Annotated in this window: 22 protein-coding genes; 11 read left to right on the top strand and 11 right to left on the bottom strand. The window is 36.5% G+C overall.

Translation table 11 applies throughout. The annotated features are described in order from the left end of the window. Window positions 1-170: 170 nt before the first annotated feature. The 10 genes from ychF to EV142_RS21280 all read left to right on the top strand — a co-directional run bounded on the left by ychF (window position 171) and on the right by EV142_RS21280 (window position 13,579). On the top strand, window positions 171-1,265 hold the full coding sequence (gene ychF, locus EV142_RS21235; protein WP_132037849.1) for a redox-regulated ATPase YchF: 1,095 nt from the start codon (window positions 171-173) through the stop codon (window positions 1,263-1,265). A gap of 309 nt (window positions 1,266-1,574) precedes the next feature. Next, a complete protein-coding gene (locus EV142_RS21240; protein ID WP_132037850.1) occupies window positions 1,575-2,249 on the top strand; it encodes a hypothetical protein in 675 nt (224 codons plus the stop codon). A gap of 116 nt (window positions 2,250-2,365) precedes the next feature. Then, a complete protein-coding gene (locus EV142_RS21245) occupies window positions 2,366-3,316 on the top strand; it encodes a YihY/virulence factor BrkB family protein (protein ID WP_132037851.1) in 951 nt (316 codons plus the stop codon). After that, window positions 3,313-3,837, top strand: coding sequence for an NADPH-dependent FMN reductase (locus EV142_RS21250; RefSeq protein WP_132037852.1), 525 nt, complete (start codon window positions 3,313-3,315; stop codon window positions 3,835-3,837). Before EV142_RS21245 ends, EV142_RS21250 begins: the two co-directional genes overlap by 4 nt. Window positions 3,838-3,840: 3 nt before the next feature. Then, on the top strand, window positions 3,841-4,821 hold the full coding sequence (locus EV142_RS21255) for a transglutaminase domain-containing protein (RefSeq protein WP_132037853.1): 981 nt from the start codon (window positions 3,841-3,843) through the stop codon (window positions 4,819-4,821). 76 nt (window positions 4,822-4,897) lie between these two features. Then, on the top strand, window positions 4,898-6,073 hold the full coding sequence (gene pncB, locus EV142_RS21260) for a nicotinate phosphoribosyltransferase (protein WP_132037854.1): 1,176 nt from the start codon (window positions 4,898-4,900) through the stop codon (window positions 6,071-6,073). A 160-nt stretch (window positions 6,074-6,233) separates the two neighbouring features. Then, complete coding sequence (locus EV142_RS21265; RefSeq protein ID WP_132037855.1) at window positions 6,234-8,105, top strand: DNA topoisomerase IV subunit B; 1,872 nt, start codon at window positions 6,234-6,236, stop codon at window positions 8,103-8,105. Between the two features lie 36 nt (window positions 8,106-8,141). Continuing rightward, entirely contained in the window at window positions 8,142-9,326 is a 1,185-nt protein-coding gene (locus EV142_RS21270; protein ID WP_158286359.1) for a DUF3298 domain-containing protein, read from the top strand. Window positions 9,327-9,397: 71 nt separating this feature from the next. Beyond that, complete coding sequence (locus EV142_RS21275) at window positions 9,398-12,115, top strand: DNA gyrase/topoisomerase IV subunit A (RefSeq protein ID WP_132037857.1); 2,718 nt, start codon at window positions 9,398-9,400, stop codon at window positions 12,113-12,115. Between the two features lie 96 nt (window positions 12,116-12,211). Continuing rightward, window positions 12,212-13,579 carry an RCC1 domain-containing protein gene (locus EV142_RS21280; RefSeq protein WP_132037858.1) on the top strand — a complete coding sequence of 456 codons (1,368 nt, stop codon included), beginning with the start codon at window positions 12,212-12,214 and terminating at the stop codon, window positions 13,577-13,579. A gap of 474 nt (window positions 13,580-14,053) precedes the next feature. Here EV142_RS21280 and EV142_RS21285 read toward each other — a convergent pair whose 3' ends face one another. The 11 genes from EV142_RS21285 to EV142_RS21335 form a co-directional block, all read right to left on the bottom strand. Then, on the bottom strand, window positions 14,054-15,847 hold the full coding sequence (locus EV142_RS21285; protein ID WP_132037859.1) for a cytochrome-c peroxidase: 1,794 nt from the start codon (window positions 15,845-15,847) through the stop codon (window positions 14,054-14,056). 66 nt (window positions 15,848-15,913) lie between these two features. Next, entirely contained in the window at window positions 15,914-17,398 is a 1,485-nt protein-coding gene (locus tag EV142_RS21290; protein WP_132037860.1) for an alkaline phosphatase PhoX, read from the bottom strand. Window positions 17,399-17,563: 165 nt separating this feature from the next. Next, window positions 17,564-18,190: a 3'-5' exonuclease gene (locus EV142_RS21295; protein ID WP_132037861.1), complete on the bottom strand. Its 627-nt coding sequence runs from the start codon at window positions 18,188-18,190 to the stop codon at window positions 17,564-17,566. Window positions 18,191-18,192: 2 nt separating this feature from the next. Beyond that, entirely contained in the window at window positions 18,193-20,112 is a 1,920-nt protein-coding gene (locus EV142_RS21300; protein WP_132037862.1) for a DUF294 nucleotidyltransferase-like domain-containing protein, read from the bottom strand. 161 nt (window positions 20,113-20,273) lie between these two features. Further along, the gene (locus tag EV142_RS21305) at window positions 20,274-20,645 is read right to left on the bottom strand and encodes a DNA topoisomerase IV (RefSeq protein ID WP_132037863.1); all 372 of its coding nucleotides are present in this window, start codon (window positions 20,643-20,645) and stop codon (window positions 20,274-20,276) included. Between the two features lie 194 nt (window positions 20,646-20,839). Then, a complete protein-coding gene (locus tag EV142_RS21310) occupies window positions 20,840-21,415 on the bottom strand; it encodes a DUF1572 family protein (RefSeq protein ID WP_132037864.1) in 576 nt (191 codons plus the stop codon). 88 nt (window positions 21,416-21,503) lie between these two features. Beyond that, on the bottom strand, window positions 21,504-22,076 hold the full coding sequence (locus EV142_RS21315; RefSeq protein WP_132037865.1) for a pentapeptide repeat-containing protein: 573 nt from the start codon (window positions 22,074-22,076) through the stop codon (window positions 21,504-21,506). 81 nt (window positions 22,077-22,157) lie between these two features. Continuing rightward, window positions 22,158-22,379, bottom strand: a complete 222-nt coding sequence (locus tag EV142_RS21320) for a DUF6095 family protein (protein WP_132037866.1) — start codon at window positions 22,377-22,379, stop codon at window positions 22,158-22,160. A 64-nt stretch (window positions 22,380-22,443) separates the two neighbouring features. After that, window positions 22,444-23,256 carry an N-acetylmuramic acid 6-phosphate etherase gene (gene murQ / locus EV142_RS21325; protein WP_132037867.1) on the bottom strand — a complete coding sequence of 271 codons (813 nt, stop codon included), beginning with the start codon at window positions 23,254-23,256 and terminating at the stop codon, window positions 22,444-22,446. A 207-nt stretch (window positions 23,257-23,463) separates the two neighbouring features. After that, window positions 23,464-24,132, bottom strand: a complete 669-nt coding sequence (locus tag EV142_RS21330; protein WP_132037868.1) for a ZIP family metal transporter — start codon at window positions 24,130-24,132, stop codon at window positions 23,464-23,466. A gap of 93 nt (window positions 24,133-24,225) precedes the next feature. Next, the gene (locus tag EV142_RS21335) at window positions 24,226-24,990 is read right to left on the bottom strand and encodes a class I SAM-dependent methyltransferase (protein WP_132037869.1); all 765 of its coding nucleotides are present in this window, start codon (window positions 24,988-24,990) and stop codon (window positions 24,226-24,228) included. 159 nt (window positions 24,991-25,149) lie between these two features. On the opposite strand from EV142_RS21335, the gene EV142_RS21340 reads away from it, so the two are divergent. After that, entirely contained in the window at window positions 25,150-26,313 is a 1,164-nt protein-coding gene (locus EV142_RS21340; RefSeq protein ID WP_132037870.1) for a THUMP domain-containing class I SAM-dependent RNA methyltransferase, read from the top strand. Window positions 26,314-26,321: the final 8 nt, after the last annotated feature.

Below are 26,321 nucleotides of genomic sequence, written 5' to 3' on the forward strand. Positions count from 1 at the left end.
AATCTTATATTTGCAAAATTTTAGCGTTAAAATGTAACATTTTGACAAAAATTAAGATGGAATAAAAAATAAGTATAGTACGATTAAATCATTACTAAAGAATTGGGGGTTAACTCAATAATAATGGTGTCTGAGGCGATCGAAATCAAATAAAAAAAAATTATCTACAGATGAAAGCAGGAATTGTAGGATTGCCAAATGTTGGAAAATCAACATTATTTAATTGTTTATCTAATGCAAAAGCGCAAAGTGCCAACTTTCCTTTTTGTACTATCGAACCTAATATTGGTGTTGTAAACGTTCCGGATCCGAGAATCAATAAATTAGAAGAATTGGTAAAACCAGAGCGTGTACAAATGGCAACAGTTGATATTGTAGATATCGCAGGTTTGGTAAAAGGTGCAAGTAAAGGAGAAGGTCTTGGAAACCAATTTTTAGGAAACATTAGAGAGTGTAATGCTATTATTCACGTATTGCGTTGTTTTGACAATGATAATATTGTACACGTTGACGGAAATGTGAATCCAATTCGTGACAAGGAAACAATTGATATCGAACTTCAGTTGAAAGATTTGGAAACTGTTGAAAAACGTTTGGAGAAAGTAAACCGTGCCGCTAAAACAGGAAATAAAGAAGCACAAACTGAAAAAGCACTTTTAGACAGAATCAGAGAGTCTTTATTACAAGCTAAATCGGCTCGTACTATTGTACCTCAGGGTACTGATGAAGAAGTTTTAATGGAATCATTTCAATTGATTACTGCAAAACCGGTTTTATACGTTTGTAATGTCGATGAAAATTCAGCAGTAAACGGGAACAAATATGTAGATCAGGTTCGTGAACTGGTAAAAGACGAAGATGCTGAAGTAATCATCCTTTCAGTAGGAGCAGAGGCTGATATTACCGAATTAGAAAGTTACGAAGAGCGTCAGGTTTTCCTTGAAGATATGGGATTAACAGAGCCGGGAGCATCCGTTTTAATTCGTGCTGCTTACAAATTATTAAAACAACAAACGTACTTTACCGCCGGTGTAAAAGAAGTACGTGCCTGGACAATCAATATCGGATCAACTGCGCCACAGGCTGCCGGAGTTATCCATACTGATTTCGAGAAAGGTTTTATCCGTGCAGAGGTAATTTCATACGAAGATTACGTTCAGTACGGTTCAGAAGCAAAAGCAAAAGAAGCAGGGAAATTCAAAGTAGAAGGAAAAGAATATATCGTAAAAGATGGTGATGTAATGCATTTCCGTTTTAACGTTTAATTTTTTTTTTTGAAGAATATAGAATAAAAAATAAAGAGAATAGATTGAACTGCTGGAGAAATTCAGCAGTTTTTTTATGCTCCAAATTATGATTGTCAGAGGGAGCGGAGTTGAAGCTCTTCAAAGTAATGAGCCTTCGAATTCGCTCAGGCTGACATCCATTTCCAAAAGAATAAATCTGCCTGATCTGCAAAATCTGCGAGAAAATTAAAACATACAAAAAAATGCTTTCCATTTCAGTTTGGTCTAGTACATAAGATTTGGTATGATTTTAGTTTTAGGAAATTAACCTTACACTAAAAAAGGACCATGAAAAAAATCATTTTAATTTTATTAGTTATTAGTATTTTAATAGCGTGTAAAAAAAAAGATGCTCCGGCATGTGAAGATTGTGTGACTTTTTATTTTGAGCATCCTCAACCTAGGAATGTTTCCGAATTACGTGGTTTCCCAAATAGATTTAAAGGTCTATATATGAGTAAGGATTCTGCTTTTATAAAAATTGAAGAAGATCGGATTTTAGAAGAATATTTTTTTAAATATAGAATTCATAAAAACTTTTTGGATTCTTTAAAAACGGAATATGATGTTGTTAATAATCAATTAGTAAATCGAGAAACTAAAGAAAAGTTTGATTTTTATCCAAAAGGAGATTCTGTTGAATTAGTAACTAACCATATTGATACTCTTTTTAGATTTTCGTATAATCAAAAAGCGAAGAGAATTAAGAATCAATTGGTTTTAAGCATAAGAGATTCTGTGTTCTGGAGAATAGAAATTTTATCTTTAGAAAATAAAACCATCAAATTGAAAAATATTTATGAGCGGGAAAATTTAAAGAAACTGGATTCAATAACGGTCATTAAAGGCAAAATGCTGGATTCTGCTTCCTATTTAATCAAATCAACACTTCGTGAATTTAAAAATATATTAAAAATTAAACATTTAGGGACTGATCAGGAATATAAAAAGGTTTCAAAATAAAAATCACAAATTTAAAGATAACATGGTAAAAATGTAAAATTTCTCCATAATGCAAGAATTCAGATTTTTTAATTATTCCTTAAATTTGAGCCATTATCTAAAAATCAGAAAGTATTGTGAAAGTTAAAAGTATATTCTCCAAATCCTGGTTTCTTATCAAGAACGCCTTCTTAGAATTTAATGATGATAATGCGATCAAGCTTAGTGCTGCTTTATCCTATTATACCATATTCGCTTTACCTCCATTATTAATTATCATCATTACCATTTGCGGTTTTTTCTTTGGTGAAGATGCCGTAACGGGACAATTGTACGGACAAATTAACGGTATGGTAGGGAACGGTGCCGCCATTCAGATTCAGGAAGCGATAAAAAATGTGCAACTCTCAGGAAACAACGTCTTCGCCACTACGTTTGGAATTGTGATGCTGTTAATTGGTGCCTCGGGAGTTTTTGCAGAAATACAGAGTTCTATTAACTTTATTTGGGGACTCCGCGCCAAACCGGATAAAGGCGTTAAAAAATTCATTCAGAATCGTTTGATGTCATTTTCAATGATTGCTTCTGTTGGTTTTTTAATGCTGGTCAGTCTTTTTGTCAATACAACGCTCGATTTAGTGAGTTCACGTTTGAAAATGTACTTCCCGGAAAGCACGGTTTATTTATTTTACGTAGTCAATATTTTTATTGTACTGGCCAGTATTACGCTTCTTTTCACCATTATTTTCAGAACATTACCCGACGGAAAAATAAGATGGAAAGATGCTTTTATAGGCTCAACGGTTACGGCAATACTCTTTATGATTGGTAAATTCGCCATTGGATTTTATTTGGGAAGCTCTACAGTTGCCTCAGTTTATGGAGCAGCAGGCTCTGTAATAATTATTCTGGTTTGGGTCTATTATTCCGCAATTATTCTGTATTTTGGAGCAGAATTTACCAAAGTATATGCAAAATCTTACGGAGGAAAAATTTATCCCAATGAATACTCGGTAGAAATCAAAAAAGAAATTTTTGAGATTGACAAACCTGGAAAAAAAGAACCGGTAAAAAAAGAACAAATATGAAAATCATAGCCTTTGGAGGAAGTAACAGTCAGCATTCTATCAACAAGCATTTAGCGACTTATGCTGCTGGTTTATTTGAAAATGCACAAGTTGAAGTTTTGGATTTAAACGATTACGCAATGCCTTTATTTAGTGTTGATCTGGAAAAAGAAATAGGTCAGCATGAAATCGCAAAAGCATTTCTGAAAAAAATGGAAGGCGCTAATATTTTGGTAGTTTCTTTAGCGGAAAATAACGGAAATTATTCTGCCGCTTTCAAAAATATTTTTGACTGGAGCTCCAGAATAGTCAAAGATGTTTTTCAGCAAAAACCAATGCTGTTACTAGCCACTTCGCCGGGAGCAAGGGGCGGGGCATCGGTTTTAGAAATCGCCAATAATGCTTTGCCAAGATATGGGGCGCAAATAAAAGCTACTTTTTCGTTGCCGGCATTTAATGCGAATTTTAATTTAGAAGAAAATAAAATTTCAAATGCTGAGCTGGATAAAGAATTAAGAGATACCATAAAATCCAGTTTTTAATCGATGACTATAAAAAAGATTGCGTTCCTGTTTCTTTTCGTAAATTTTATTTTTCTGCATTCATCTTACTCGCAAAAGTACAATGATGTAGATAAAATAGTTTTAAAATATCCAAAACGCTTCAATTCGACAGAAGATTTGGCAAAAAGAATTCAAAAAGATTTTACTTCAGAATCGGATAAGGCACGGGCTATTTACAGTTGGATTGCCTTTAATATCAAATACGATTATGCCTCTTTTTTAAATCCGCCCCGAACACAAGGTTTTAGTTATTCTACAGAGGCTGAAAAACAAAGAAAGATAAAACAACTGAATGATAAACTGATTCAGAAGTCCTTTACTGCTCAAAAAGCAGTTTGTGAGGGCTTTACCGCTTTATATCAACATTTGGCTGAATTAGCAGGCTTAAAATCAGAAATAATAAAGGGAGATTCAAAAACCATATTGGAAGATATTGGAAGAAAAAATACCTCTTCCAACCACGCGTGGAATATTGTTTTGATTGATAAAAAATGGAGATTGATAGATGTTACCTGGGGTCAGGGATATTATGACAGCAGTAAAGGAAAAATGGTAAAGGACTTTACTTCAATCTATTTCGACTCAGATCCGGATTATTTTTTCGCGAAACATTTTCCGGATTCGGGAACCTTTCTGGGGCAAAAATTAAGCAAAGAAGATTTTCTGAACGGTCCACTGATTTATAACATTACCATCGATGGCGATCATCAAATTACAGCTCCTAATTCCGGTCTTATTGAGGTTAAAAATGGCGAAAATGTGACTTTCAGAATAAAAAATATTTCGAAAACAGCCCAGTTTTTTTATCTGAATAAAAAGAACCAGCCCGTGAAAATTGAAAATCCAAAAGAAAGAAAAGGCAGTTTGGAATTTGAGGTCAATTTTGATAAAAATATAGGGCAGTTTATTACTTTTTATCTTGGTGAAAACAGTATTGTCTCTTTTAAAGTGATCATGAAGTAATTAATAAAGACCTGATTTTCTTCTTTTAGTGAATTGCAGTATCTTTATCAATTAAGAATATTATAGTAATGATAAGATGGAAGCAACATTTCTGAAATCAATTTTAGATAATGATTTCTATAAATTTACGATGCAGCATGCCGTGATCAGGCTTTTTCCAAGGGCAAAAGTGCGTTATGCTTTTATTAATCGTGGAAAGCATGTTTTTCCGCCGGGCTTTGCTGAATTACTTCGAAAATCGGTCGATTCTATGGCAGATTTGCGATTAACAAAAGAAGAAAAACGGTACCTGTCGCATCATTGCTCTTATCTCGATCCTACATATTTAGATTTTTTACAAGGATACACTTATGATCCTTCCGAAGTTGAAATAACACAGGAAGGATCAGAAATAAAAGTCACCATTGAAGGGTTTTGGTACCGCACCATTTTATGGGAAGTTCCTTTGATGGCTTTAATTTCGGAGCTTTTTTATAAAGCAAATCATTTGATCCGTTTAAATGATGAAGCGGTCAAAAGTCATACGAAAGACAAAATTGACAATTACAATAAACTGGGCGTTGCTGTTTTGGAATTTGGTACAAGGCGCCGCCATTCTTACGATGTACATGTTTTGGTTAATGAAACCTTAAACAATTTCGGAAATCAAAGTTTCATCGGAACCAGTAACGTACATTTTGCGATGGTCAACAATAAGCGTCCGTTAGGCACACACGCACACGAATGGTTTATGTTTCATGCCGCACAGTATGGTTTTAAAATGGCTAATTTTATGAGTCTGGAACATTGGACAGAGGTCTACGGCGGAGATCTCGGAATTGCCCTTACAGATACCTACACCACCGATATCTTTTTCAATCAATTTGATAAAAAATATTCCAAACTCTTTGATGGAGTCCGGCACGACAGCGGTGATCCGGTAGAATTCGCTAAAAAAGTAATTGCGCACTACACCAAAATGGGAATCGATCCAAAATCAAAAAGTATTGTTTTTTCAGATTCCCTCAATTACGATAAGGTAAAAATTATATCCGATTTTTGTAAAGATAAAATCAGGATGTCATTTGGTATCGGAACTAATTTTACCAATGATGTGGGTCTCCCGACAATGAATATGGTCATAAAACTAATCGAAACCAAACCTGACCATGTGCATTGGCAGGGTGTAGTGAAACTTTCTGACGAAAAAAACAAAAATACGGGAACGCCCGAAATGATTGCTTTGGCAAAAGAAGTACTCGGAATCAGATAGTGTTTTTTTGTTTTAAAATTGATTTTTTCTACTTTTAAAGCTTGTATTTTTTTAAAATCAATTTAAATAGATTTAAAGCTGTTATTAATTATAACAAAAAAAAAATACGCTTTTATTTTTTACGCAGAAATGGTACATTAGCCAAAAATCCAATTCATTTATGCTAGAGCAAAATCAATATACCGAAGATAATATTCGATCACTCGATTGGAAAGAACATATCCGTATGCGTCCCGGAATGTATATCGGGAAATTGGGAGATGGATCTTCGCCGGATGATGGTATTTATATTCTTTTAAAAGAGGTTTTAGACAACTGTATCGATGAGTTCGTAATGGGCTCCGGAAAAACTATTGAGGTGACTATCAAGGATAAAACGGTTTCAGTTCGTGATTACGGACGTGGAATTCCTTTAGGAAAAGTAGTCGACGTAGTTTCGAAAATGAATACGGGAGGAAAATACGATTCTAAAGCTTTTCAGAAATCAGTGGGTTTAAATGGTGTCGGAACAAAAGCGGTGAATGCCTTATCGAATTATTTTAGGGTAGAATCAGTTCGTGACGACAAACAAAAAGGAGCCGAGTTTTCTGCGGGAAATTTAGTTTTAGAAGAAGATATAATTGAAACTACAAAGCGAAAAGGAACAAAAGTGACTTTTACGCCCGATGAAACGATCTTTAAAAATTACAAATTCCGTATGGAATATGTCATTAAAATGGTCAAAAACTATTGTTACCTGAACAATGGCCTGACGATTATATTCAATGGCGAAAAATACATTTCCGAAAATGGTCTTAGGGATTTATTGGAAGAAACCATCAGTGCAGAGGATTTAGAATATCCGATCATTCACCTGAAAGATCATGATATCGAGATCGCTTTAACCCACAGTAAAACACAATACAGCGAAGAATACCACTCTTTTGTCAACGGTCAGAACACCACACAGGGAGGAACACACTTAGCGGCCTACAGGGAAGCTATCGTAAAAACCATCCGGGAGTTTTACAACAAAAATTTCGAAGCCTCTGATGTTCGTAAATCGATTGTGAGTGCGATTAGTATCAAGGTGATGGAACCGGTTTTTGAATCACAGACCAAAACCAAACTGGGTTCAACTGATATGGGATCCGATGACGGAACACCGGCAGTGTCCGTTCGTACTTTTGTAAATGATTTCGTGAAGAATAAATTAGACAATTATTTACATAAAAATCCTCCGACAGCTGAAGCTTTATTGCGTAAAATTTTGCAGGCCGAAAGAGAGCGTAAAGAGCTGTCAGGAATCAGAAAACTGGCGACAGATCGTGCCAAGAAAGCTAATCTTCACAATAAAAAATTAAGAGATTGCCGCGCGCATCTTCCGGATACCAAAAACCCGAGAAACTTAGAAAGCACACTTTTTATCACCGAGGGAGATTCGGCTTCCGGATCGATTACCAAATCGCGTGATGTGAATACTCAAGCCGTTTTCAGTTTGCGTGGTAAGCCTTTAAATTCATACGGAATGACGAAGAAAATTGTGTATGAAAATGAGGAATTCAATTTATTACAAGCTGCTTTAGATATTGAAGACGGACTGGAAAAATTGCGTTACAACAATATTGTAATCGCAACCGATGCCGATGTCGACGGTATGCACATTCGTTTGTTGCTGATTACCTTTTTTCTTCAGTTTTTCCCGGAATTAATCAAAGAAGGGCATCTGTATATTTTGCAGACACCGCTTTTCAGGGTTCGTAATAAAAAAGAAACGATCTACTGTTATTCCGATGAAGAACGAAGAGACGCCATTGAAAAACTAAAACCAAAGCCGGAGATAACCCGATTTAAAGGTTTGGGAGAGATTTCACCGGATGAGTTCAAGAACTTCATTGGAGAAACCATTCGCCTTGACCCGATTATGATGGATAAAAATACTTCTATCGAGCAATTATTGTCATTTTATATGGGAAAAAATACGCCGGACAGACAGGAATTTATTATCAAGAACCTGAAGGTGGAACTGGATGCGGTTGAGGCTGATGTTTAAGATAAAATTTTAATGATTAGTAACTTAATTTCGTTTATGAAAAAATATCTTTTCGTTTTATTAATTTTATTATTTATTTCTTGCCAGTCAAAAAATGAAGAGAAAAAAGAATTGATTCCTAAAAATCCAATTACGAAAGTTGAAATTGAAGAAAAAAATGATAGCTTAATTTATAAAATTGAAGACAATACAATAGTAATAGGCGGTGATACATTAAAAATAGAAGCTCCTTTTATTTATTCTTTTGATGGAACACTTGATGATAATAAAAAAATTCAAATTCATATTTCTAATGCATTAACTGAAGAATATGGAGGATATTGGAAATCAGGGCGTCTTTATATTGATGGAGAAGATCAAATTTTCGGTTTTGGATTAGTAAAAAAGGAGAAAGAGGATTTCTACACAGGAGAAGTATCTTCTGATGAGAATGATAACGGGAAAACTACTTGTAAACTCAAATTATACAATCTATTTACTGATGAAATGTTTATAGAGTGCATCTATAATAAAAAAGCATATAAAATTTATCCAAGTAAAAAATTTCCATCTTATAAATGTTTTGATAAAATAGATTATACATTATTTGATACCACAGAAGCTTATAAAAAAGGACAAGGAAGAGATTATATGCCATCAAGGGATTATACTTTCCTGGGAGAAATTTTATCAAATGATAAAAACTTTGAGGCTTTAAGTTCGAATGTAAAGTATTTGTCTAGCGATTCACTCAGCATAAAAAATCATGATAAATGGAAACATAATTTTGATAGTAAAAAGGCTGTAAAGGATGAAGATAATTATGCGTCAGAAAGCTTATTTGTCAGTTGGCCTATTTTTATTGATTCAAATATTTATGTAGTTTATCATTATTGGTACAACTATATGGGCGGAGCACACGGTTTGTACCGCACATCATACGATAATTATGAAGTAAGTACCGGAAGAAAAATAGAAATAGAACATCTTCTAAATACAAAAAATCAAAATTTTATTGATTTTTATGAAAATAGAATTAAGTCAGAGTATGGTGATGGATTATCAGATAAAATAGAAATGGCCAATACTTTTTATATTTTGCCAACAGGGATTACTTTTTCTTATGCTCCATATGAACTTGTTGGTTTTGCAGGTGGAGAACCTGAGATTTTTTTCAGTTATGAAGAATTAAAACCGTATATTTTAAAAAACACAATTTTAGATCAATACAATTCGAATTAAAAATACCAAACTTGAGTTAAATAAAAGTTTATTACAACAAATTTAAATTTATAATTTTCGAATATAAATAAATGAAAGACGAAGAAGACGATAACATAATTCCAAACGACGACGAAAATAATTCAGAGGAGAATCAACTTGATGAAAATCAGGACGGAGAGGATGATGAAATTATCAACGTAGATGCTAAAAATTTTGAAGGACAGCATTTTTACGAAAATCAGGAAGAAGAAGGAGAAGACGTTATTACAAAAGTAACGGGTATGTACAAAGACTGGTTCTTAGATTATGCTTCGTATGTAATTTTAGAACGTGCAGTTCCGGCGATTGAGGACGGTTTTAAACCAGTTCAGCGTCGTATCATGCACTCTTTGAAAGAATTAGATGATGGTCGTTATAATAAAGTGGCCAATGTTGTAGGTCACACCATGCAGTATCACCCACACGGAGATGCGAGTATTGGAGATGCAATGGTACAAATTGGTCAAAAAGATTTATTGATTGACTGCCAGGGAAACTGGGGAAATATCTTAACGGGTGACGGAGCTGCGGCTTCTCGTTACATTGAGGCACGTTTATCTAAATTTGCCCTGGAGGTTTTATATTCTCCAAAAATTACCGATTGGGGTGTTTCTTACGATGGTCGTCGTGCAGAACCCAACAATCTTCCGGTTAAGTTTCCGTTGCTTCTGGCACAGGGAGCTGAGGGAATTGCAGTGGGACTTTCGACTAAAGTTTTACCACACAACTTCAATGAGTTAATTGATGCTTCGATCAAGATTTTAAAAGGAAAAGCCTTTACGCTATATCCTGATTTCATGACACAGGGTATTGCCGACGTATCTAATTATAATGACGGACTTCGTGGCGGACGTGTGCGTGTGCGTGCTAAAATTGCCCAATTAGACAAAAATACACTGGTCATTACGCAAATTCCGTTTTCGACCAATACTACGACTTTGATTGACAGTATTTTGAAAGCCAACGATAAAGGTAAAATCAAAATAAAGAAAATTGAAGACAATACAGCTGCGGATGTTGAGATTTTAATCCATCTTTTTCCGGGTGTTTCTCCGGACAAAACAATTGACGCTTTGTTTGCTTTTACCGCCTGCGAAACTTCTGTTGCGCCTTTAGGCTGTGTGATTGAAGACAATAAACCATTGTTTATCGGAGTTTCTGAAATGTTGAAAATTTCGACACACAGAACGGTTGATTTGCTTCGTCAGGAATTAGAAATCCAATTAGAGGAATTAAAAAACAAATGGCATTTCTCTACATTAGAGAAAATCTTCATTCGTGAAGAAATGTATATTGATTTCAAATTGTATTCCGACAGGGAAGCGCTTTACAAATACATGTATGACCGCTTTGAGCCTTTCAAAAAATCATTCGTAAGAGAAATTATTGACGAGGATTTACAAAGACTGACTCAGATTCCGATGATTCGTATTACCCGTTTTGACTCTGACAAAGCCGATGATTTTATCGCGAAGTTAGAAGACGAAATGAAAGAAGTAGAGCATCATCTAGCAAATTTAACAGATTTTGCCATTGCTTATTTTACCAGATTAAAAGAGAAGTACGGAAAAGGCCGCGAACGCCAGACGGAGCTTCGTGTTTTTGATAATGTTGAAGCTACAAAAGTAGTGCTGCGTAACACCAAACTATACGTTAATCGTGAAGAAGGTTTCGTTGGAACCAGTCTTAAAAAAGACGAATACCTGACCGATTGTTCTGATATTGATGATGTGATTGTGTTTTTGCGTGACGGAAAAATGCTGGTGACAAAAGTCGATGCCAAAACGTTTGTGGGCAAGGATATTATACATGTCGCTATTTTTGATAAAAGCGATAAGCGTACCATTTACAACATGATGTACCGTGACGGAAAATCCGGGCCTTCTTATATCAAACGTTTCAATGTTTCGGGTGTAACACGTGATAAACCCTATGATCTGACAAATGAAACGGCCGGTTCGCAAGTGGTTTATTTTTCGCATAATCCGAATGGAGAAGCAGAAGTAATCACGATTTTATTACGTCAGGTCGGAACGATCAAGAAATTGAAATTCGATATTGATTTCGCCAAATTAGCGATTAAAGGACGTGCTTCAAAAGGAAATCTGGTTACTAAATATCCGATCAAGAAAATCGAACTGAAAGAAAAAGGAATTTCGACATTACTGCCAAGAAAAGTCTGGTTTGATGATACCGTAAAACGTTTAAATGTGGATGCCAGAGGGGAATTATTGGGTGAATTTAAGCCAAGTGATAAAATCTTAGTCATCAACCAAAGCGGAAAACTGAAGGTTATCATCCCGGAATTATCGACTCATTTTGATGAAGATATGATTGTTCTGGAGAAATTCAATCCGAAGAAACCAATCTCGGCCATTTATTTTGATGGTGAAAAAGAGCGCTATTACCTGAAACGTTTTCTGGTGGAAACCGAAAAAGAAGAGAGCTTTATTACAGAACATCCGAATTCGCAATTAGAAATCGTATCGACAGATTACCGTCCGGTGGCGCAATTAATTTTCGCCAAAGTAAAAGGAGTCCAGAAAGAAGATTTACATATAGATGTGGAGGATTTTATTGCTGTAAAAGGCTTTAAGGCTTTAGGAAATCAACTGACAGCCGATAAGTTAAAACAAGTCAATTTACTGGATCCATTGCCGTATGAAGAACCCGTTGAAGAAGTTCCGGAAAAACCGGAATTAGAAGAGGATGATTCAGTGGAAACCGAATTAGACGACGACGGCCAGATCGGACTGGTTTTAGAATAATAAAGAAGAGCTCCTTTTCAGGAGCTTTTTTTAAGACTTCATAATCATGTAAGTTGGTGAAGTTTTGAAATGGATTGATATCTCTAAATATAAAATATGAAAAGAATATTTACACTATTATTTATTTGTTTGAGTTTGCAAATTTTTGGTCAGTGCTGGAAAAGTATTGATGGTGGCGTAGGACATACTATTGCCTTAAAATATGATGGTACGCTTTGGACTTGGGGGGATAACTGGGCAGGCCAATTGGGAGACGGAACCATAGTAAATAAAAGTGTACCGCGACAAATAAGAACAGATACAGATTGGGAGAAAATTGCTGCAGGCGGAAGTTATTCTATTGCTATAAAAAAAGATGGCACATTATGGACATGGGGAAGTAATACTTATGGTCAGTTAGGGAATGGCACAACCACGAATGTAACGGTACCCACAAAAATAGGAAGTGATACCAATTGGACTTTCGTTAGCGCGGGAACATATCATACTATTGCACTTAAAGCAGATGGCACTTTATGTGCATGGGGAAGAAATAATTACGGTCAATTGGGAGACGGAACAACGATTAATGGAAGTATACCCAAAAAGCTGGGGATAGATACGAATTGGCGAACTATTTCTACGGGTGATGGTCATGTGATGGCCATTAAAACCGATGGTACGCTTTGGACATGGGGATATAACTGGGCAGGTCAATTGGGGAATAATACCTATACAGATCAAAAATTCCCGCTTCAGGTAGGAAGTGCTACTGACTGGCAAACCGTCACAGGAGGATATTATTTTACTCTTGCCATAAAAACCAATGGCACGCTTTGGGCCTGGGGAAGTAATTCTAACTATGAGTTAGGAGATGGTACTCTTGTAGAAACGAGGCGAGTACCTGCTCCGATAGGAACTGATACCGACTGGAGCAGCATTAGTGCGGGAGCCTACCACGGTGTTGCAATGAAAACAGATGGAACAATTTGGTTGTGGGGAGATAATTACTACGGACAATTAGGGAATGGAACAAAAAATTACGGACGCGTACCCGCTAAGCTGGAAGAGGCTAACGACTGGCAAAGCATTAATACAGGCTCTGTGCATACACTTGTCATTAAAAAAGATGGCTCTCTCTGGGGATGGGGGCAAAACTTCTACAGACAGTTAGGCGTTCCTTCGGGACTTGAAAGAAGGGTTCCGGTTGAAATTGTGTGTGGCGTAAGTTTAGGAGTTGATGATTTTGACCTTACCAGTAACACAACTGTTTATCCTAATCCTGTGAAGGATACTTTCAGGGTAAAACATAGAGGTACTATCAAGACAATGAAAATTTATGACATTAAAGGGACAGTGGTAAAAAATATCACAGAAAATTTTGATGGCGAGGTGAATATTTCAAATTTGCAAAAAGGGATTTATATTCTAAAGTTTGTGGATGATAAGAACAAGGTTTTTAGTAGCAGGCTGATTAAGGAATAGCTTTATTATAAACAAAAGTTTTGCGATTAAAAGTCTCTCGCAGATTTTGCAGATTCAGTAAATCTATTTTAAGAGAAAATCTGCCCAATCTGCTAAATCTGCGGGAAAAAATCATTAAGTGATCTGAAAATAAATTCAATACCTCCAGCTAAAGCAGGAGGCTATTCAAAATCTTTGCGATTAAATTCTCTCGCAGATTTAGCAGATTCAGCGGATCATTTTAAAAAAAATCTGCAAAATCTGCTCAATTTGCGGGAAAAAATTAGTCATTGTTTTCACTTTGCGATTAAAGTCTCTCGCAGATTTAGCAGATTCAGCGGATCTATTTAAAAAAAAATCTGCCAGATCTGCTCAATCTGCGGGAAAAAATTAGTCATTGTTTTCACTTTGCGATTAAATTCTCTCGCAGATTTAGCAGATTCAGCGGATCATTAAAAAAAATCTGCTTAATCTGCAAAATCTGCGAGAAAAAAATTAATTCTTCTGATATCTTTTATCCGTCAGGGTTTTCATAAAAGCAACCAGTGCCTGCTCTTCTTTTTTATTAAGCTTTAGGGCATCAAAAGGTAGTGTTTGGTTGTCTACCGCGTATCCTAAACCTTTTCCTCCACCTTTATTGTAAAAATCAACTACTTCCTCAAGAGTTTTAAAAACGCCATTGTGCATGTAAGGTCCTGTAACAGCACTATTTCGAACGGTTGGTGTTTTGAAAGCCCCAATTAGCTGCGGCATTTTATTGTATAAATAACGGCCGGTATCCGGGCTAAGTGCTTTTCCGGAGGCGTCTTTCGGAGTTCCGATCACTTCATGTTCGGTTTTGGCATAATTGGGCGGAACAGTTCCGTTAAATAAAGGGGTAAAGTGACAAGTGGCGCATTTTGCCTTTCCCATAAAAAGATTCATTCCCTCAATTTCCTGATCGGTCAGTTTGTTTTCCCGTCCCCTAATATAATCGTCAAATCTGGAATCAAAAGCGTTTAGCGATCTTACGTAACTGGCAATGGCATTTTGAATTTGCCAGGCTTCCGGTTTGGCCGTTTTAGAATAGGCTTTTTTGAAAAGTTTGATATAAGCAGCATCCAGTAAAACCTGAGCGTGAATGTTTTTCAGGGAGCCATGCATTTCGTCTGTATTTTCGATTACATCAACACTTTGTTTTTCTAAATCCAATTGACGCATATCCCAAAATTGTGCATTCTGTAACGAAGCATAGGTTAGGGTAGGCGTGTTTCTCATCAGGTTACTGCCGTTTAGCGATACATTTGTTTTCAGGCCATCGGTAAAAGCCTTTTCGGGATGATGGCAGGTAGCACAGCTTCGGTCACTATTTTTGGACAGGCTTTTGTCATAAAATAATTTTTCTCCCAAAACGGCTTTATCAGTAGTATAATTATAATCCTCAGACAGCACAAATCCGTTTACATCAAAAGCATCTTTATCAAACAAAGTTATTGCAGTGGGCTTAAGCGGACTGCTTTTCTTTACATTTTTGATTTTTTCTTCCTGCTGAAAAGCTTTTATTTTTTTTGAAATCGGATTCAGGTATTGCGTTATAAAAACAGCTCTGTTGAAGGAATTAAAATTATTATTTTCCGTACAATATTTTTGTGCTTCCTGTGTCAGTTTTTTTAAGTCCGGCAATGTTGTATTGGCTGCATTGATTTTTTCGAGTGCTTTCGGAATGCCAATTAAACTAGCACCTGCTTCCGGAATAGAAGACTGCAAAATCGGACTGTCAAAGCCGGTAATTCCCAAAGCAATCACCCTGAAAACATTTTGTTGAATACCATCAAGTACATAATCGTTACTGATGGCAATTACTTCAAAAGTGCTTTTTACCTGTTTGATATTCGACATGAAAATCTTTAATTCCCGAATTAAATCTTCTTTATTTTTGCTGTCGTATTCCGGATAAATAAGCTCTTCCATTACCTGAAAACCATGCGGTTCGAAAGATCTGTTTTCTTCCAGTTCCATTTCATCCAGCGCCGGGCCATTCATAAAACGGGCCGTTTCGGGAATGAAATATTCAATGGCCCATTCTGCTTTTTTATACGCCAGACGGGATTTTTTAAACTGCTCTACAATTGCTGCCGGTGCTTTATTTTCAGTAACCAGTTTTTGAAATTGTATAATTTCATTATCTAATTTGTTTAAATCAATGATTAAATCCTGTTTAACGGTCGTTTTTACAGCCTGATTTTCTTTGCAGGAAGAAACCAGAAAAAGTAATACCAACAGGGAAGTAAAGTGTTTTAATTGTATCATAATACTTAAAAAGAAAATAACCCTTATTGAAAAATAAGGGTCATAAATTATTTTAGATTGAAATTATTATCGCTGTACGTCTCTGATAATAACAGTTTGTCCACCTTCTTTATTGGTGTTGATACCGGAACCATCCGCATTTTTAAACGCGTCAAGCTGCCATGTGTGAGGGTGAATATTTACCGTAAAAGTATTTGGAACACCAATTAAATCTGAAATATCCTGCATGGCACCAAATTCCCAGCTTCCGAATCTCATTTCACCAGTCTGGTTGTATAAAGTATTCCAGGCCGTATCTGTTCTTTTGTGGTTCATGTTTAACCATGGTTTATTTTGTTTCGATGCAATACTATACTGCCAGATGTAAGAATCATGTTTTGCATTTGCATAATAACTGTCACCATCTTCCTGAATGTAAACGTAGTTTTCCGTTACACAAAGATTATCAGGATTAATGATTCCCGTTCCAGGTGTACTGTCACCTTCAACCGCTAATTCTAAAGTTCCTTTTAATGGATCAGCAGCATCCATTTTCAACTTGTAAACTCTTCCCCACATGGTGTATCCGTCAACCGGAGCGTTTGATGTCGCCTGTCCTGTTGCCGTAAAATAGACTTCTCTGTTGTTGCTGGCGCTTCCTTTTCTGTAGTCAACATCTTCCACTCTTGAAAAACGAATGGCTCCCAATGCATTTACTGTCGTATTGATTACAGCTCCTGTCAGGTTTTTAGCATCCGGAATTTCAACAAAGGAAACTGGGTATGAATTGTTTAAAGTCATAGTCGTTTCTACCTGATTTCCGTCTGTTCTTTTTAAAGCATATAATTTTCCGTTTGATAAATCACCTACAGTGTTGCTCATGTACATGATCAATTGTCCGGCACTTACATGTGAAGTCGCATAAGACTGATCTTCTCCGATTAAGATGATGGTTTTACCCTGATACGCTTCCTTTGGTAACGGAACTGCGTTTTCCATACTTGCTTTTCCTAAAGCCGGTAAAACTCTGTCGGTTTTGCTTTTATCAGAAGATAACCCTAACGGGTTAATTCCGTGTACCATACTTTCCTGACCACTTTCTCCGGCAGTTAAGAAAATCGGTCCGAATCCGTGAATTTCAGGTGTTGCCAAAGTTGCAGAACATAAACGTGTTAATCCGCCAATTCCGTCAACAAGGTAATCTCCTTTTACCGGTTTGAAAGTTTTATCCAGATAAACTCTGGAAACAGATTGTAATATCTCGTGATTGGTAATCATAATGTAACCTTCTCCATTTGGATTTTTCATTAATCCGGCACCATCTGGCTGAGCTCCGTAAACAAATGCAGGTGATTGTGGTAAAACATCGGTACTACTAATAAGAGTACTGATTTTTAGACTTTCGAAACCATTCATTGCGAATACAAAAGCAGGAACTTTTGAATGAGATGTAAAATCGATTTCAGCGTTTACATCATTAGAAGGGTTCTTGTTGTCATCATCCTGACAACTGATTACAGAAAGACCTGTAATACCCAGCAATGCCATTGATTTTAAAAAATTAAATTTCATAGTATTTTGTGTTTTTTATTTTTAACAAAGCTATCCTTCAAAAACAAAATATATGTTATGCCAATTTTTTATAATTGCTAATAAATAATAAGGTATGTATTACTAAATTGTAAATTGTGGTGTTTAATTGTAAATTTTAGCTTTGTAAAAAAAAACTTAAAATGACTATTTGAAAAGGTAATTCAGATTAATGGCCTTCTTCTCTTTCAGTTTTTTGACAATTTTCAAAAAGGCAATGGCAGTAATATAGGCATCTCCGAGTGCCGTGTGCCGGTCTTTTTTCGAAATATCAAATTTGTCCGCGAGATCATCGAGTGTATAATGGTCTTTTCGCTCAAACAAATGCGACTTGATTAAGGTCTTTTTATATAAAATAGCAGTGTCTAAACGCTTGTTGGTTAGTAAAGGCAAACCATTTCGTTCTAAGGCTTTATTGATCATGGTCACATCAAAAATGGTGTGATGTGCAATAATAACCGAATCTCCCAGAAAAGAAAGAAACTGCTGTAAGGCTTCTAATTCTGTTGGACGTTGAACGACGAAAGCTTTTAGGATACCATGAATCTGAGCCGTTGCTTTATCATAATGATCCTGTTCGATATAAATTTCGAAACTGTCCTGTATTGAGATAATACCATTTTGAAGAACTAAAGCGCCGATGCACAATATCCGATCTGTTTCGTAATCAAAACCGGTGGTCTCCGTATCTAAAACCACAAAGCGGGTTTCTTCAACCGAAATAGCTGCATCGAATAGATTTTCGTCTTTCTTCCAAAAATTAAATAAACCCATACTTAAACGATATTTGAAATATTAAATCGCACAGTAATCAATTCCTGAAGTTCCTTTATGGTTTTAAAAGTTCTTTTGAGCTTTATTTTTTCCATTTTGGATAAGGATTCCAACGCGATAAATTGTCCGGAATCATTGTGCAGCAGGCCTTGTTTGGTTCGGAATTTCAATAAAGCTTTAAACGAATATGAGCAAGACAAATACAATTCCCTGTTATTCGGTTCAAGGTCGGCTAATTTTTCAAAACGTTCGGCGGTATTGCTTATAGATTTTACGGAATGTGATAAAATCAAAACCCTTGCTGCATCCGTCAACGGCATTAAGGCTCTTCTTTTAATATCGAAATTGTCTTTGTTGGCACCATCCTGTTCAACTAAAAACTGTCTGAAAAAGCCCGTTGGGGAAGGGCTTTGCAAAGCACCGCTCACGAGATGCACATAAAAAATCGGATTTGCTTTTATGTTTTCAAAAATAGCATCCGAAAGTTCATTGGCTATTTCAGCATCACCATAGGTTACGCTGTAATCAAAAAAGATAAAAGACAGCAAAACCTCATTTTTCCCCGGATTCGTAATCCAGTGATGCACCTGATTTTTCCAGTCGTCCAGGCTCATGCACCATTTCGGACTCGAAGCCATCATGTCGGCAGGGCAATAATCGTAACCAATTTCAAAAAGGCCTTTGTTTACCAGTGCGGCAAATTTCAGGAAATATACCTTTGTTTCCTCTCTGAAAACTTCAGAAACATTTTCATAAACAATAGCATTATCCTGATCGGTATGCAGCATTTGTTCGCTTCGTCCCTGACTTCCCAAAGCCAGCCAGGCAAATTTCACAGGCGGCGGACTGCTCATTTTTTCAATTGACATTTCGATAACACGGGTTGTACAGGCTTCATTTAATCCGGTGATGATTTTTGAAATCAGTGTCATTGGAATATTCTGGTCCAAATAGCCCTGAAGTAACTGCATGATACGGGCGCGAATGGGTTTGATATCTTTGGGTTTTTTAGCTCTTTTCAGGGCTTTTATCAAAACAGCCGGATTATTGCCGAGGGCTACCATAACATCATGTTTCGACAGGATGCCAACCGCTTTTGTATTGTTGGTTCCGTCTTTGGTCAGGCACAAATAACTAATATTGCTTTTCATCATAGCGATCTGGGCCTCTGTAACCGTCATTTTTTTAGGATACGTCACAACAGGTTTGGTCATGATAGTTTCTGCGGTTGTCAGGATTGAATAGTCACCCGTCACAATTTTATTTCGAAGATCTTTATCGGTAATAATCCCGATCGGTAGCATTTCATCAACAATCAATATCGCTCCGACTTTTTTCTTATTCATGATTTTAGCGACGTCCCTTGCTGTTGTTGACGGACTGCAGGTCACAATTTTCTTCGAATATTTTATAGGCTGTAAGTCAAAGGAATGGCTTTCGGAATGCATAGATTCGGAAACCAGATCGTCGCCGTAAAGTTTGTCTTTATGAATATCAGAATACGGATTTCGGGTATTGGAAGCATAACTTTCAATGAGGAAATTTCCCACCGTTCTGTTTTCGAGCGCGTAAGGTTTGAAAACCGCTATCGGAATCGCATACAGGATGCTTTCTTCATGGGCAACGGCTTCCATGATATAGTTTTCCTGTGCCAAAAGCGGACGCAGTCCAAAAATGTCCCCTTCGTCACACATGTCCAGCACGACGTTTTTTTGATTTTTCTTTAAAGCCACGGCACCTTTGTGCACCACGTAAAAAGAATCATGGGTCTTCTCATTTTCTGCAAAGATCACAGCATCCTTCTCCTTATAAACAATAGAAATTTGCTCGGATAGTTTTTCAAGATCGGCCTGATGCAAAAAACTAAAAGGCGGATAGTTTTTCAGGAAGTCGGCAACTCTATGCGAAATGGTATTTTTCATGCGTAAGATTTAGGTTGTAATGTAAGACTTAAAATAGAAATGTAAAAGAAACACCTTTAAACTTTTTATAAGATTTAAAACGAACGTTTATTTTTTAGAAAAGCATAAAAAAAGCTCCCAAAAGGAACTTTTTATATGGTTTAGGTAATGCCTAAACTGATTTACTCAATTTTAACAACAGTTCCGCGTTGTTTTTCCTCAGAACCCACCATTCCAAACTCAAAAGTATAAGAATCCTTAGAAGTCGTTAAAATCTTCATGCTGATTGCTTTTTCCTCTGCCATGTTTTTCGGGTGTTTTTTCTGCAGGATGTATTCGCAGTCGCTTACCCAGCGTACGGTCGAAGTATCGGTTTTACCGTCAAAAGTTTCAATTTCAATATTGTCTTTACGTTCAAAAACGGTTGTTTTTTTTACGCCGTTTACTTCAAATTCAAATTTGAATTTTCCGGTTTTAAAGTCCTTGCAGTTGTGTTCCGCATCGTAGCAAGACATTAATCCTAATAACGGAAGTAAGAATATAATTTTTTTCATTTTAATGTAAGTTATTTTTTTTAGGAGCTAATTCCTGCTTTCCATTTCAATCTTTTCATTTTTTAAAGAAAAAAATGAAAAGGATTTCCATTGCAATCAGGGCTAGTGCTTTCGTTTTCAGGTCGCCCTGAGCGAAGCCGAAGGGACTTTTTATTTCATTAGATCTTCGAATTCGCTCAGACAGACAAAAACGATTATTTTAGTCTTTTTAATTCGTCTTCGGTAAAGTTCTTAATTTCTTTTTCCTTAGCGAACTTTTCAGCGTTGTAATTTCCTGATTTATTCTTCGGAATCGATAAACTGTTCCAGTCGTCTTTTTTTAATTGTTTCGCATAAAAAACAATCTGTCCAACGTGATACGGATAATGCGCCAGCTGCCGATTGATTGCTTCTATAACGCTATGACCTTCGTTTCTGATATAGATTATTTCAGACAGCTGCTGTGTTTTTAAACTGTTCAGCGTATTGAGGAAACAATCCCAGCCTTTATTCCAAAGTACTAAAACTTCTTCTTTTGACTGTAAGTCGTTTTCAAATTCGGCATCACGGTTACGCCATTCTTTTTCACCATCGGTCGTTAAGAAATCGGTCCAGCGTGATAACATATTGCCGGAAACGTGTTTTACAATGGTGGCTATACTGTTGCTGTCTTCATTTACGGTTGTAAAAAGCTGCTCCGCTTCCAGTTGGGCCATTGCTTTTTCGCCTAAAGTTTTATAATACAAAAATTGCTTCTTAACGCTTTCTAAATACGAGTCGGTTGCTTCCATGATTGTTTTTTTGGCCACGAATTTCACAAATTAAAATTATTAATTGTTTCTTACTGAAATAGAAATTCGCAAATACGTGTTGTCTTTTTTATACAATTTTAATATCATACTTATCTAAAAGACCTTCAATTCCCTGAGTCGAAAATTGTGCCTTTCGCATCGGATTAAATTCAGGGTCAATTTTATAATTATAAGCGGTTCTGAAATCAACAGCGGCTAATTGGGTTTCATTAAAAATGGCACCTTCAAGGTTGCAATGATCAAAAAGCGAACTGGTCAGATTGGTTCCGATAAAAGTAACTTCTCTCACCGAACAATTGATAAATTTGGTTTTCGGCATTTTTTTGTTCGAAAAGATAGCATAGTCCAAAGCGCTTTCTTCAAAATAAACCTGAAATAAAAAATCATCACATTCACTAAATGCAATTCCCAGGAGTTTACAGTTTTTGAAAGTCACATTTTTTAAACTTGTTCCCGCCAAGCTGGTCATGGACAGGTTGCAATCGATAAATTCGCAATCCAAAAAAGTATTGTACGCAAAGTTGCTGTTGGAAAAATCACAGTTTTTAAAGACACAATCTTCAAACTCCCGGTTGTTTATTTTTTTGTCAATATAAATGACTTTGTCGAATGTTTTCTGAATGTGTATTAAACTTTCCATTTTTGTATTGGATAAAAGAATTTTTAACTTTGAATATTTAAACCCGACAGGTTTTTAAAACCTGTCGGGTTTGCTAGTTGTTTAGTCATTAAACAACCCTTTCATCATGGTTTTCAATCCGTAAAAAATTAAAAACATAGCGCTTAGACAAGCCACAATTCCAATTCCCAGAACCAGATAGTGCCAATTGGTATGCTGGTTCATAAAAGCATTATAAATCAGCGAAGGGCCAATAAACAAAAGAGGTAACGACCCCGTTAGATATCTGACGCCTTTTCCCAGTAATTCTTTATTTGTTGCCATTTTTTTGCTGTTTCAGGTTTCAAGTTTCAGGTTTGCGAACTTTGCCGTTCGTTAAAACAGTTCGTTATAAATTATAATTGTCTACCGCTTTTCGTACGCTTCCGTGTTTTTTCAACAGATCGGAAGCTTCTTCATAGGAAACCGGAATTTCTCCCATAATCATCTTCACGCCACGATCTACCAATTTGACATTACTTAATTGCATATCGACCATTTTGTTGCCTTTTACTTTTCCAAGCTTAATCATGGCTGCAGTCGAAATCATATTCAAAACTAATTTCTGGGCTGTTCCGGCTTTCATTCTGGAACTTCCGGTAACGAATTCCGGTCCAACGACAACGTCAATAGGAAACTGCGCTGTTAAAGACAAAGGGCTTCCGGCATTACAGCTAATAGAACCCGTTACAATATTATTCTGATTACAGCTTTCCAGTCCTCCAATAACATACGGAGTGGTTCCGGAAGCTGCGATGCCTATAACAACATCGTTTTTGTCAATATTATGCGCCTGTAAATCAATCCAGGCTTGTGTGGCATTGTCTTCGGCATTTTCTACTGCACGACGAATAGCTGTGTCGCCACCTGCAATGATTCCGTTAACCAGATCAAATGGAACTCCGAAAGTAGGAGGGCATTCAGAGGCATCCACAACACCCAGGCGTCCTGAGGTTCCGGCGCCGATATAAAATAATCTTCCGCCTAATTTTAATTGGTTTACCACTTGTGCCACAAGGGCTTCAATTTGTGGTAAAGCTTTTTCTACGGCATGCGGAACGGTTTTGTCTTCGTTATTGATATTGGTAAGCAGTTCGTGAACGGACATTTTTTCTAAATGTTCGTATTTGGATGCTTGTTCTGTGGTTTTAGTAAAAGTCATTGTGTTTTTTGGGTTCTAAGTTGCAAGGTCTCAAAGTTACAAAGTTTTAAGGCTTCTAACAACGAAATATGTGGTAAGGACGGAGTTTTTTGCGTGAGGGACAGGAGCTGTGCGCCGCGGCGGAGCGGATAGCCAGACCGCATTTACTAAAGGCGCCTGTCAGCGGTTTGTCACATGGCGCTTTTAGTAAATGGGGACACGTCCTGATTATAGGAAAAAGGCGAGAAGAATTCCGATTACAATCATGGAAACTTTGGCGACATTGAACTTATGTCCTTCGCTGCTTTCAAAAATTATGGTAGAGGAAATATGGAATAAAATTCCGATTACTATGGCGGTAATCTCGGTGTAATATGTACTTAAGACAGGCAGATAATCGGATGCGATTGTCCCCAGCGGAGTCATAACAGCAAAGGTAAGCATGAAAACAAAAATGGCTTTCTTGTTTAAATTCGCATTGATGAAAAATGTCGTTAAGATAATAGCAATCGGTAAGTGATGGATTGCAATTCCGAGGGCTAAATCGTGATGATGACTCACAGGAAAACCTTCCAGGAAAGCGTGGATACATAAACTGATAAAAAGCAGCCACGGAATCTGGGACATTTGTGCATGGCCATGTACGTGACCGTGTTCAGCTCCTTTGGAGAAAAATTCAAGAATGATCTGAAATAAAATCCCGATCATGATGAAGAGTCCGATATGGTGATTGTGGGATTCGTAAACTTCCGGCAATAAATGCATTACCGTCAGTGATAATAAAAAAGAACCACTAAAAGCAAGTAATAATTTTAGATTGGTTTTGCTCTTCGGTTTTAAAAACAAAGCTACAAGATAACCTAAAAGTACAGAAAATAAGGGTAATAAATAGTTCATTTGTATTTTGTTTAATCGTTGATTCGTTTCATCGGTTAATTGTTTTTTTGTCTAAGCGATTAAACGGTTACACAATTAAACGATTAACCAATTTTATTTAAAAATCATGATTAATCGTTCGCTTTCCGTTTTGTGGAATTTTTTGAGTTTGTAATCCCCAAAAATATCTAACAGGAAAATACCCGCTTCGGCCATTAAGTCTTCAAAATCTTTTAGCGTTAGGGCTTTTACTTTTTCGGTGAAATGAAAATGTCGTCCCTGATCTTCAAAATCTATTTCCTTAATAATATGTCCGTCCTTCAAGTATCTTTTGATTTTAAAATCGATATCATCAACAGTTTTTACTTCTTCAGGCACCAAAGTTTCGATCACCTGATTCACGTTCATAAAGTCAATTACGGCAAAACCATATTCGGATAAGCTGTCTTTTATGGCTTTTAGGGTGGTAAGATTGTCTTCATCACTTTCGAAATAGCCAAAACTGGTAAATAAATTGAATATGGCATCGAATTTTTCTTCGAAAGGTTCACGCATATCGTGCACCTTGAAATGAAGTGTCTCGTTACTGTTTTTGCTTGCTTCAGCGATGCTGTTCTCCGATAAATCTGCACCTAAGACATTAAAACCCAATTGGTTTAAATAAATAGAATGGCGACCTTTTCCGCAGGCAAGATCCAATACTGTTGCTTTTTCGGGCAAGTTCAGGTAATGGGTCAGATTATCCATAAAAATCTGGGCTTCCCTGTAGTTTCTGTCTTTATAAAGAATGTGATAATACGGAGTGTCAAACCATGAAGTAAACCAATTTTCGGTGTTACGTTCCTGATTCGGTGTTGAGGAGTTCGATGCGTCAGACATTTATTCTATTTCAATTAATTCAAAGTCCCGCAAATTTAGTGTATTTTTGCCGAAAAATAACTATTTCGCAACGATACCTCATGAATCGTTACGTTTAAGGGGAAGTTTTTAATGCAGATTCGATTTTGATCGGAAATCTGTTTTAATTCAAATAAGAAAATGGAAGAAAATTTTAGAATGATAGCCAAATGTTTTTTTGGTTTTGAAGAAATATTAGAGAATGAATTGCGTGCGCTTGGTGCTCAGGATGTAGAAAAAGGAGTTCGAATGGTAAGCTTTAAAGGCGATAAAGGTTTTATGTACAAAGCCAATTTATCGTTGCGTACTGCCCTTAAAGTTTTAAAACCGATTTACTCTTTCAGAGCCAATAATGAGCAGGCCTTGTACAAAGGAATTTCCGGAGTAAACTGGTCTAAATTGCTGAACGCCAATCAGACTTTTGTAATTGATGCCACCGTGCATTCGACTTATTTTAATCATTCCGAGTTTGTTTCTCAAAAATGTAAAGATGCTATTGTAGACCAGTTCAGAGAAAGAACGGGACAGCGTCCGAGTATTGATAAAGCGTTTCCGGATTTAAGGATTAACGTTCATATTGATAAAGATCAGGTTTCGGTTGCTTTAGATACTTCCGGAAATTCACTGCATCAGCGTGGTTACAGAACAGCCACGAATATTGCGCCGATTAACGAAGTTTTGGCAGCAGGAATTTTATTGTTATCCGGTTGGGAAGGGCAGAGCCATTTTCTTGATCCGATGTGCGGGTCAGGGACTTTTCTGGCAGAAGCCGCAATGATTGCCTGCAATATCCCGGCAAACATCAACCGTAAGGAATTTGCATTCGAGAAATGGAAAGACTGGGATAACGATTTATTTGATGACATCGTAAACAGCCTGATGAAAAAAACAAAGGAATTTCATTATACGATAAAAGGTTTTGATAAAGCGCCAAGTGCTGTAAACAAAGCTAAAGACAATATTAAGAATGCCAATCTGGAGGATTATGTTTCCATTTCTGAAAACAACTTTTTTGAAAGTGAAAAAACGGTCGAAGGAAAGTTACACATGGTTTTCAATCCGCCTTATGACGAACGTCTGGACATTCATATGGAAGAATTCTACAAAAATATTGGAGATACTTTAAAGAAAAGCTACCCAGGGACTAACGCCTGGTTTATCACGGCCAATCTTGAAGCCCTAAAATTCGTAGGCCTGAAACCTTCCAGAAAAATCAAACTTTTCAACGCAAGTTTAGAAGCGCGTCTGGTTAAGTACGAAATGTACGAGGGAAGTAAGAGAACGAAGTTTCAGGTAAACGAATAGTTACAAAG

Source organism: Flavobacterium circumlabens, assembly GCF_004345565.1.
GTDB lineage: Bacteria > Bacteroidota > Bacteroidia > Flavobacteriales > Flavobacteriaceae > Flavobacterium > Flavobacterium circumlabens.

Excerpts from the sequence above, each read along its gene's own strand:
- ychF (WP_132037849.1), top strand. The coding sequence starts at position 171 with ATGAAAGCAGGAATTGTAGGATTGCCAAATGTTGGAAAATCAACATTA.
- EV142_RS21240 (WP_132037850.1), top strand. The coding sequence starts at position 1,575 with ATGAAAAAAATCATTTTAATTTTATTAGTTATTAGTATTTTAATAGCG.
- EV142_RS21250 (WP_132037852.1), top strand. The coding sequence starts at position 3,313 with ATGAAAATCATAGCCTTTGGAGGAAGTAACAGTCAGCATTCTATCAAC.
- EV142_RS21255 (WP_132037853.1), top strand. The coding sequence starts at position 3,841 with ATGACTATAAAAAAGATTGCGTTCCTGTTTCTTTTCGTAAATTTTATT.
- pncB (WP_132037854.1), top strand. The coding sequence starts at position 4,898 with ATGGAAGCAACATTTCTGAAATCAATTTTAGATAATGATTTCTATAAA.
- EV142_RS21265 (WP_132037855.1), top strand. The coding sequence starts at position 6,234 with ATGCTAGAGCAAAATCAATATACCGAAGATAATATTCGATCACTCGAT.
- EV142_RS21270 (WP_158286359.1), top strand. The coding sequence starts at position 8,142 with ATGAAAAAATATCTTTTCGTTTTATTAATTTTATTATTTATTTCTTGC.
- EV142_RS21275 (WP_132037857.1), top strand. The coding sequence starts at position 9,398 with ATGAAAGACGAAGAAGACGATAACATAATTCCAAACGACGACGAAAAT.
- EV142_RS21280 (WP_132037858.1), top strand. The coding sequence starts at position 12,212 with ATGAAAAGAATATTTACACTATTATTTATTTGTTTGAGTTTGCAAATT.
- EV142_RS21285 (WP_132037859.1), bottom strand. The coding sequence starts at position 15,847 with ATGATACAATTAAAACACTTTACTTCCCTGTTGGTATTACTTTTTCTG.
- EV142_RS21290 (WP_132037860.1), bottom strand. The coding sequence starts at position 17,398 with ATGAAATTTAATTTTTTAAAATCAATGGCATTGCTGGGTATTACAGGT.
- EV142_RS21295 (WP_132037861.1), bottom strand. The coding sequence starts at position 18,190 with ATGGGTTTATTTAATTTTTGGAAGAAAGACGAAAATCTATTCGATGCA.
- EV142_RS21300 (WP_132037862.1), bottom strand. The coding sequence starts at position 20,112 with ATGAAAAATACCATTTCGCATAGAGTTGCCGACTTCCTGAAAAACTAT.
- EV142_RS21305 (WP_132037863.1), bottom strand. The coding sequence starts at position 20,645 with ATGAAAAAAATTATATTCTTACTTCCGTTATTAGGATTAATGTCTTGC.
- EV142_RS21310 (WP_132037864.1), bottom strand. The coding sequence starts at position 21,415 with ATGGAAGCAACCGACTCGTATTTAGAAAGCGTTAAGAAGCAATTTTTG.
- EV142_RS21315 (WP_132037865.1), bottom strand. The coding sequence starts at position 22,076 with ATGGAAAGTTTAATACACATTCAGAAAACATTCGACAAAGTCATTTAT.
- EV142_RS21320 (WP_132037866.1), bottom strand. The coding sequence starts at position 22,379 with ATGGCAACAAATAAAGAATTACTGGGAAAAGGCGTCAGATATCTAACG.
- murQ (WP_132037867.1), bottom strand. The coding sequence starts at position 23,256 with ATGACTTTTACTAAAACCACAGAACAAGCATCCAAATACGAACATTTA.
- EV142_RS21330 (WP_132037868.1), bottom strand. The coding sequence starts at position 24,132 with ATGAACTATTTATTACCCTTATTTTCTGTACTTTTAGGTTATCTTGTA.
- EV142_RS21335 (WP_132037869.1), bottom strand. The coding sequence starts at position 24,990 with ATGTCTGACGCATCGAACTCCTCAACACCGAATCAGGAACGTAACACC.
- EV142_RS21340 (WP_132037870.1), top strand. The coding sequence starts at position 25,150 with ATGGAAGAAAATTTTAGAATGATAGCCAAATGTTTTTTTGGTTTTGAA.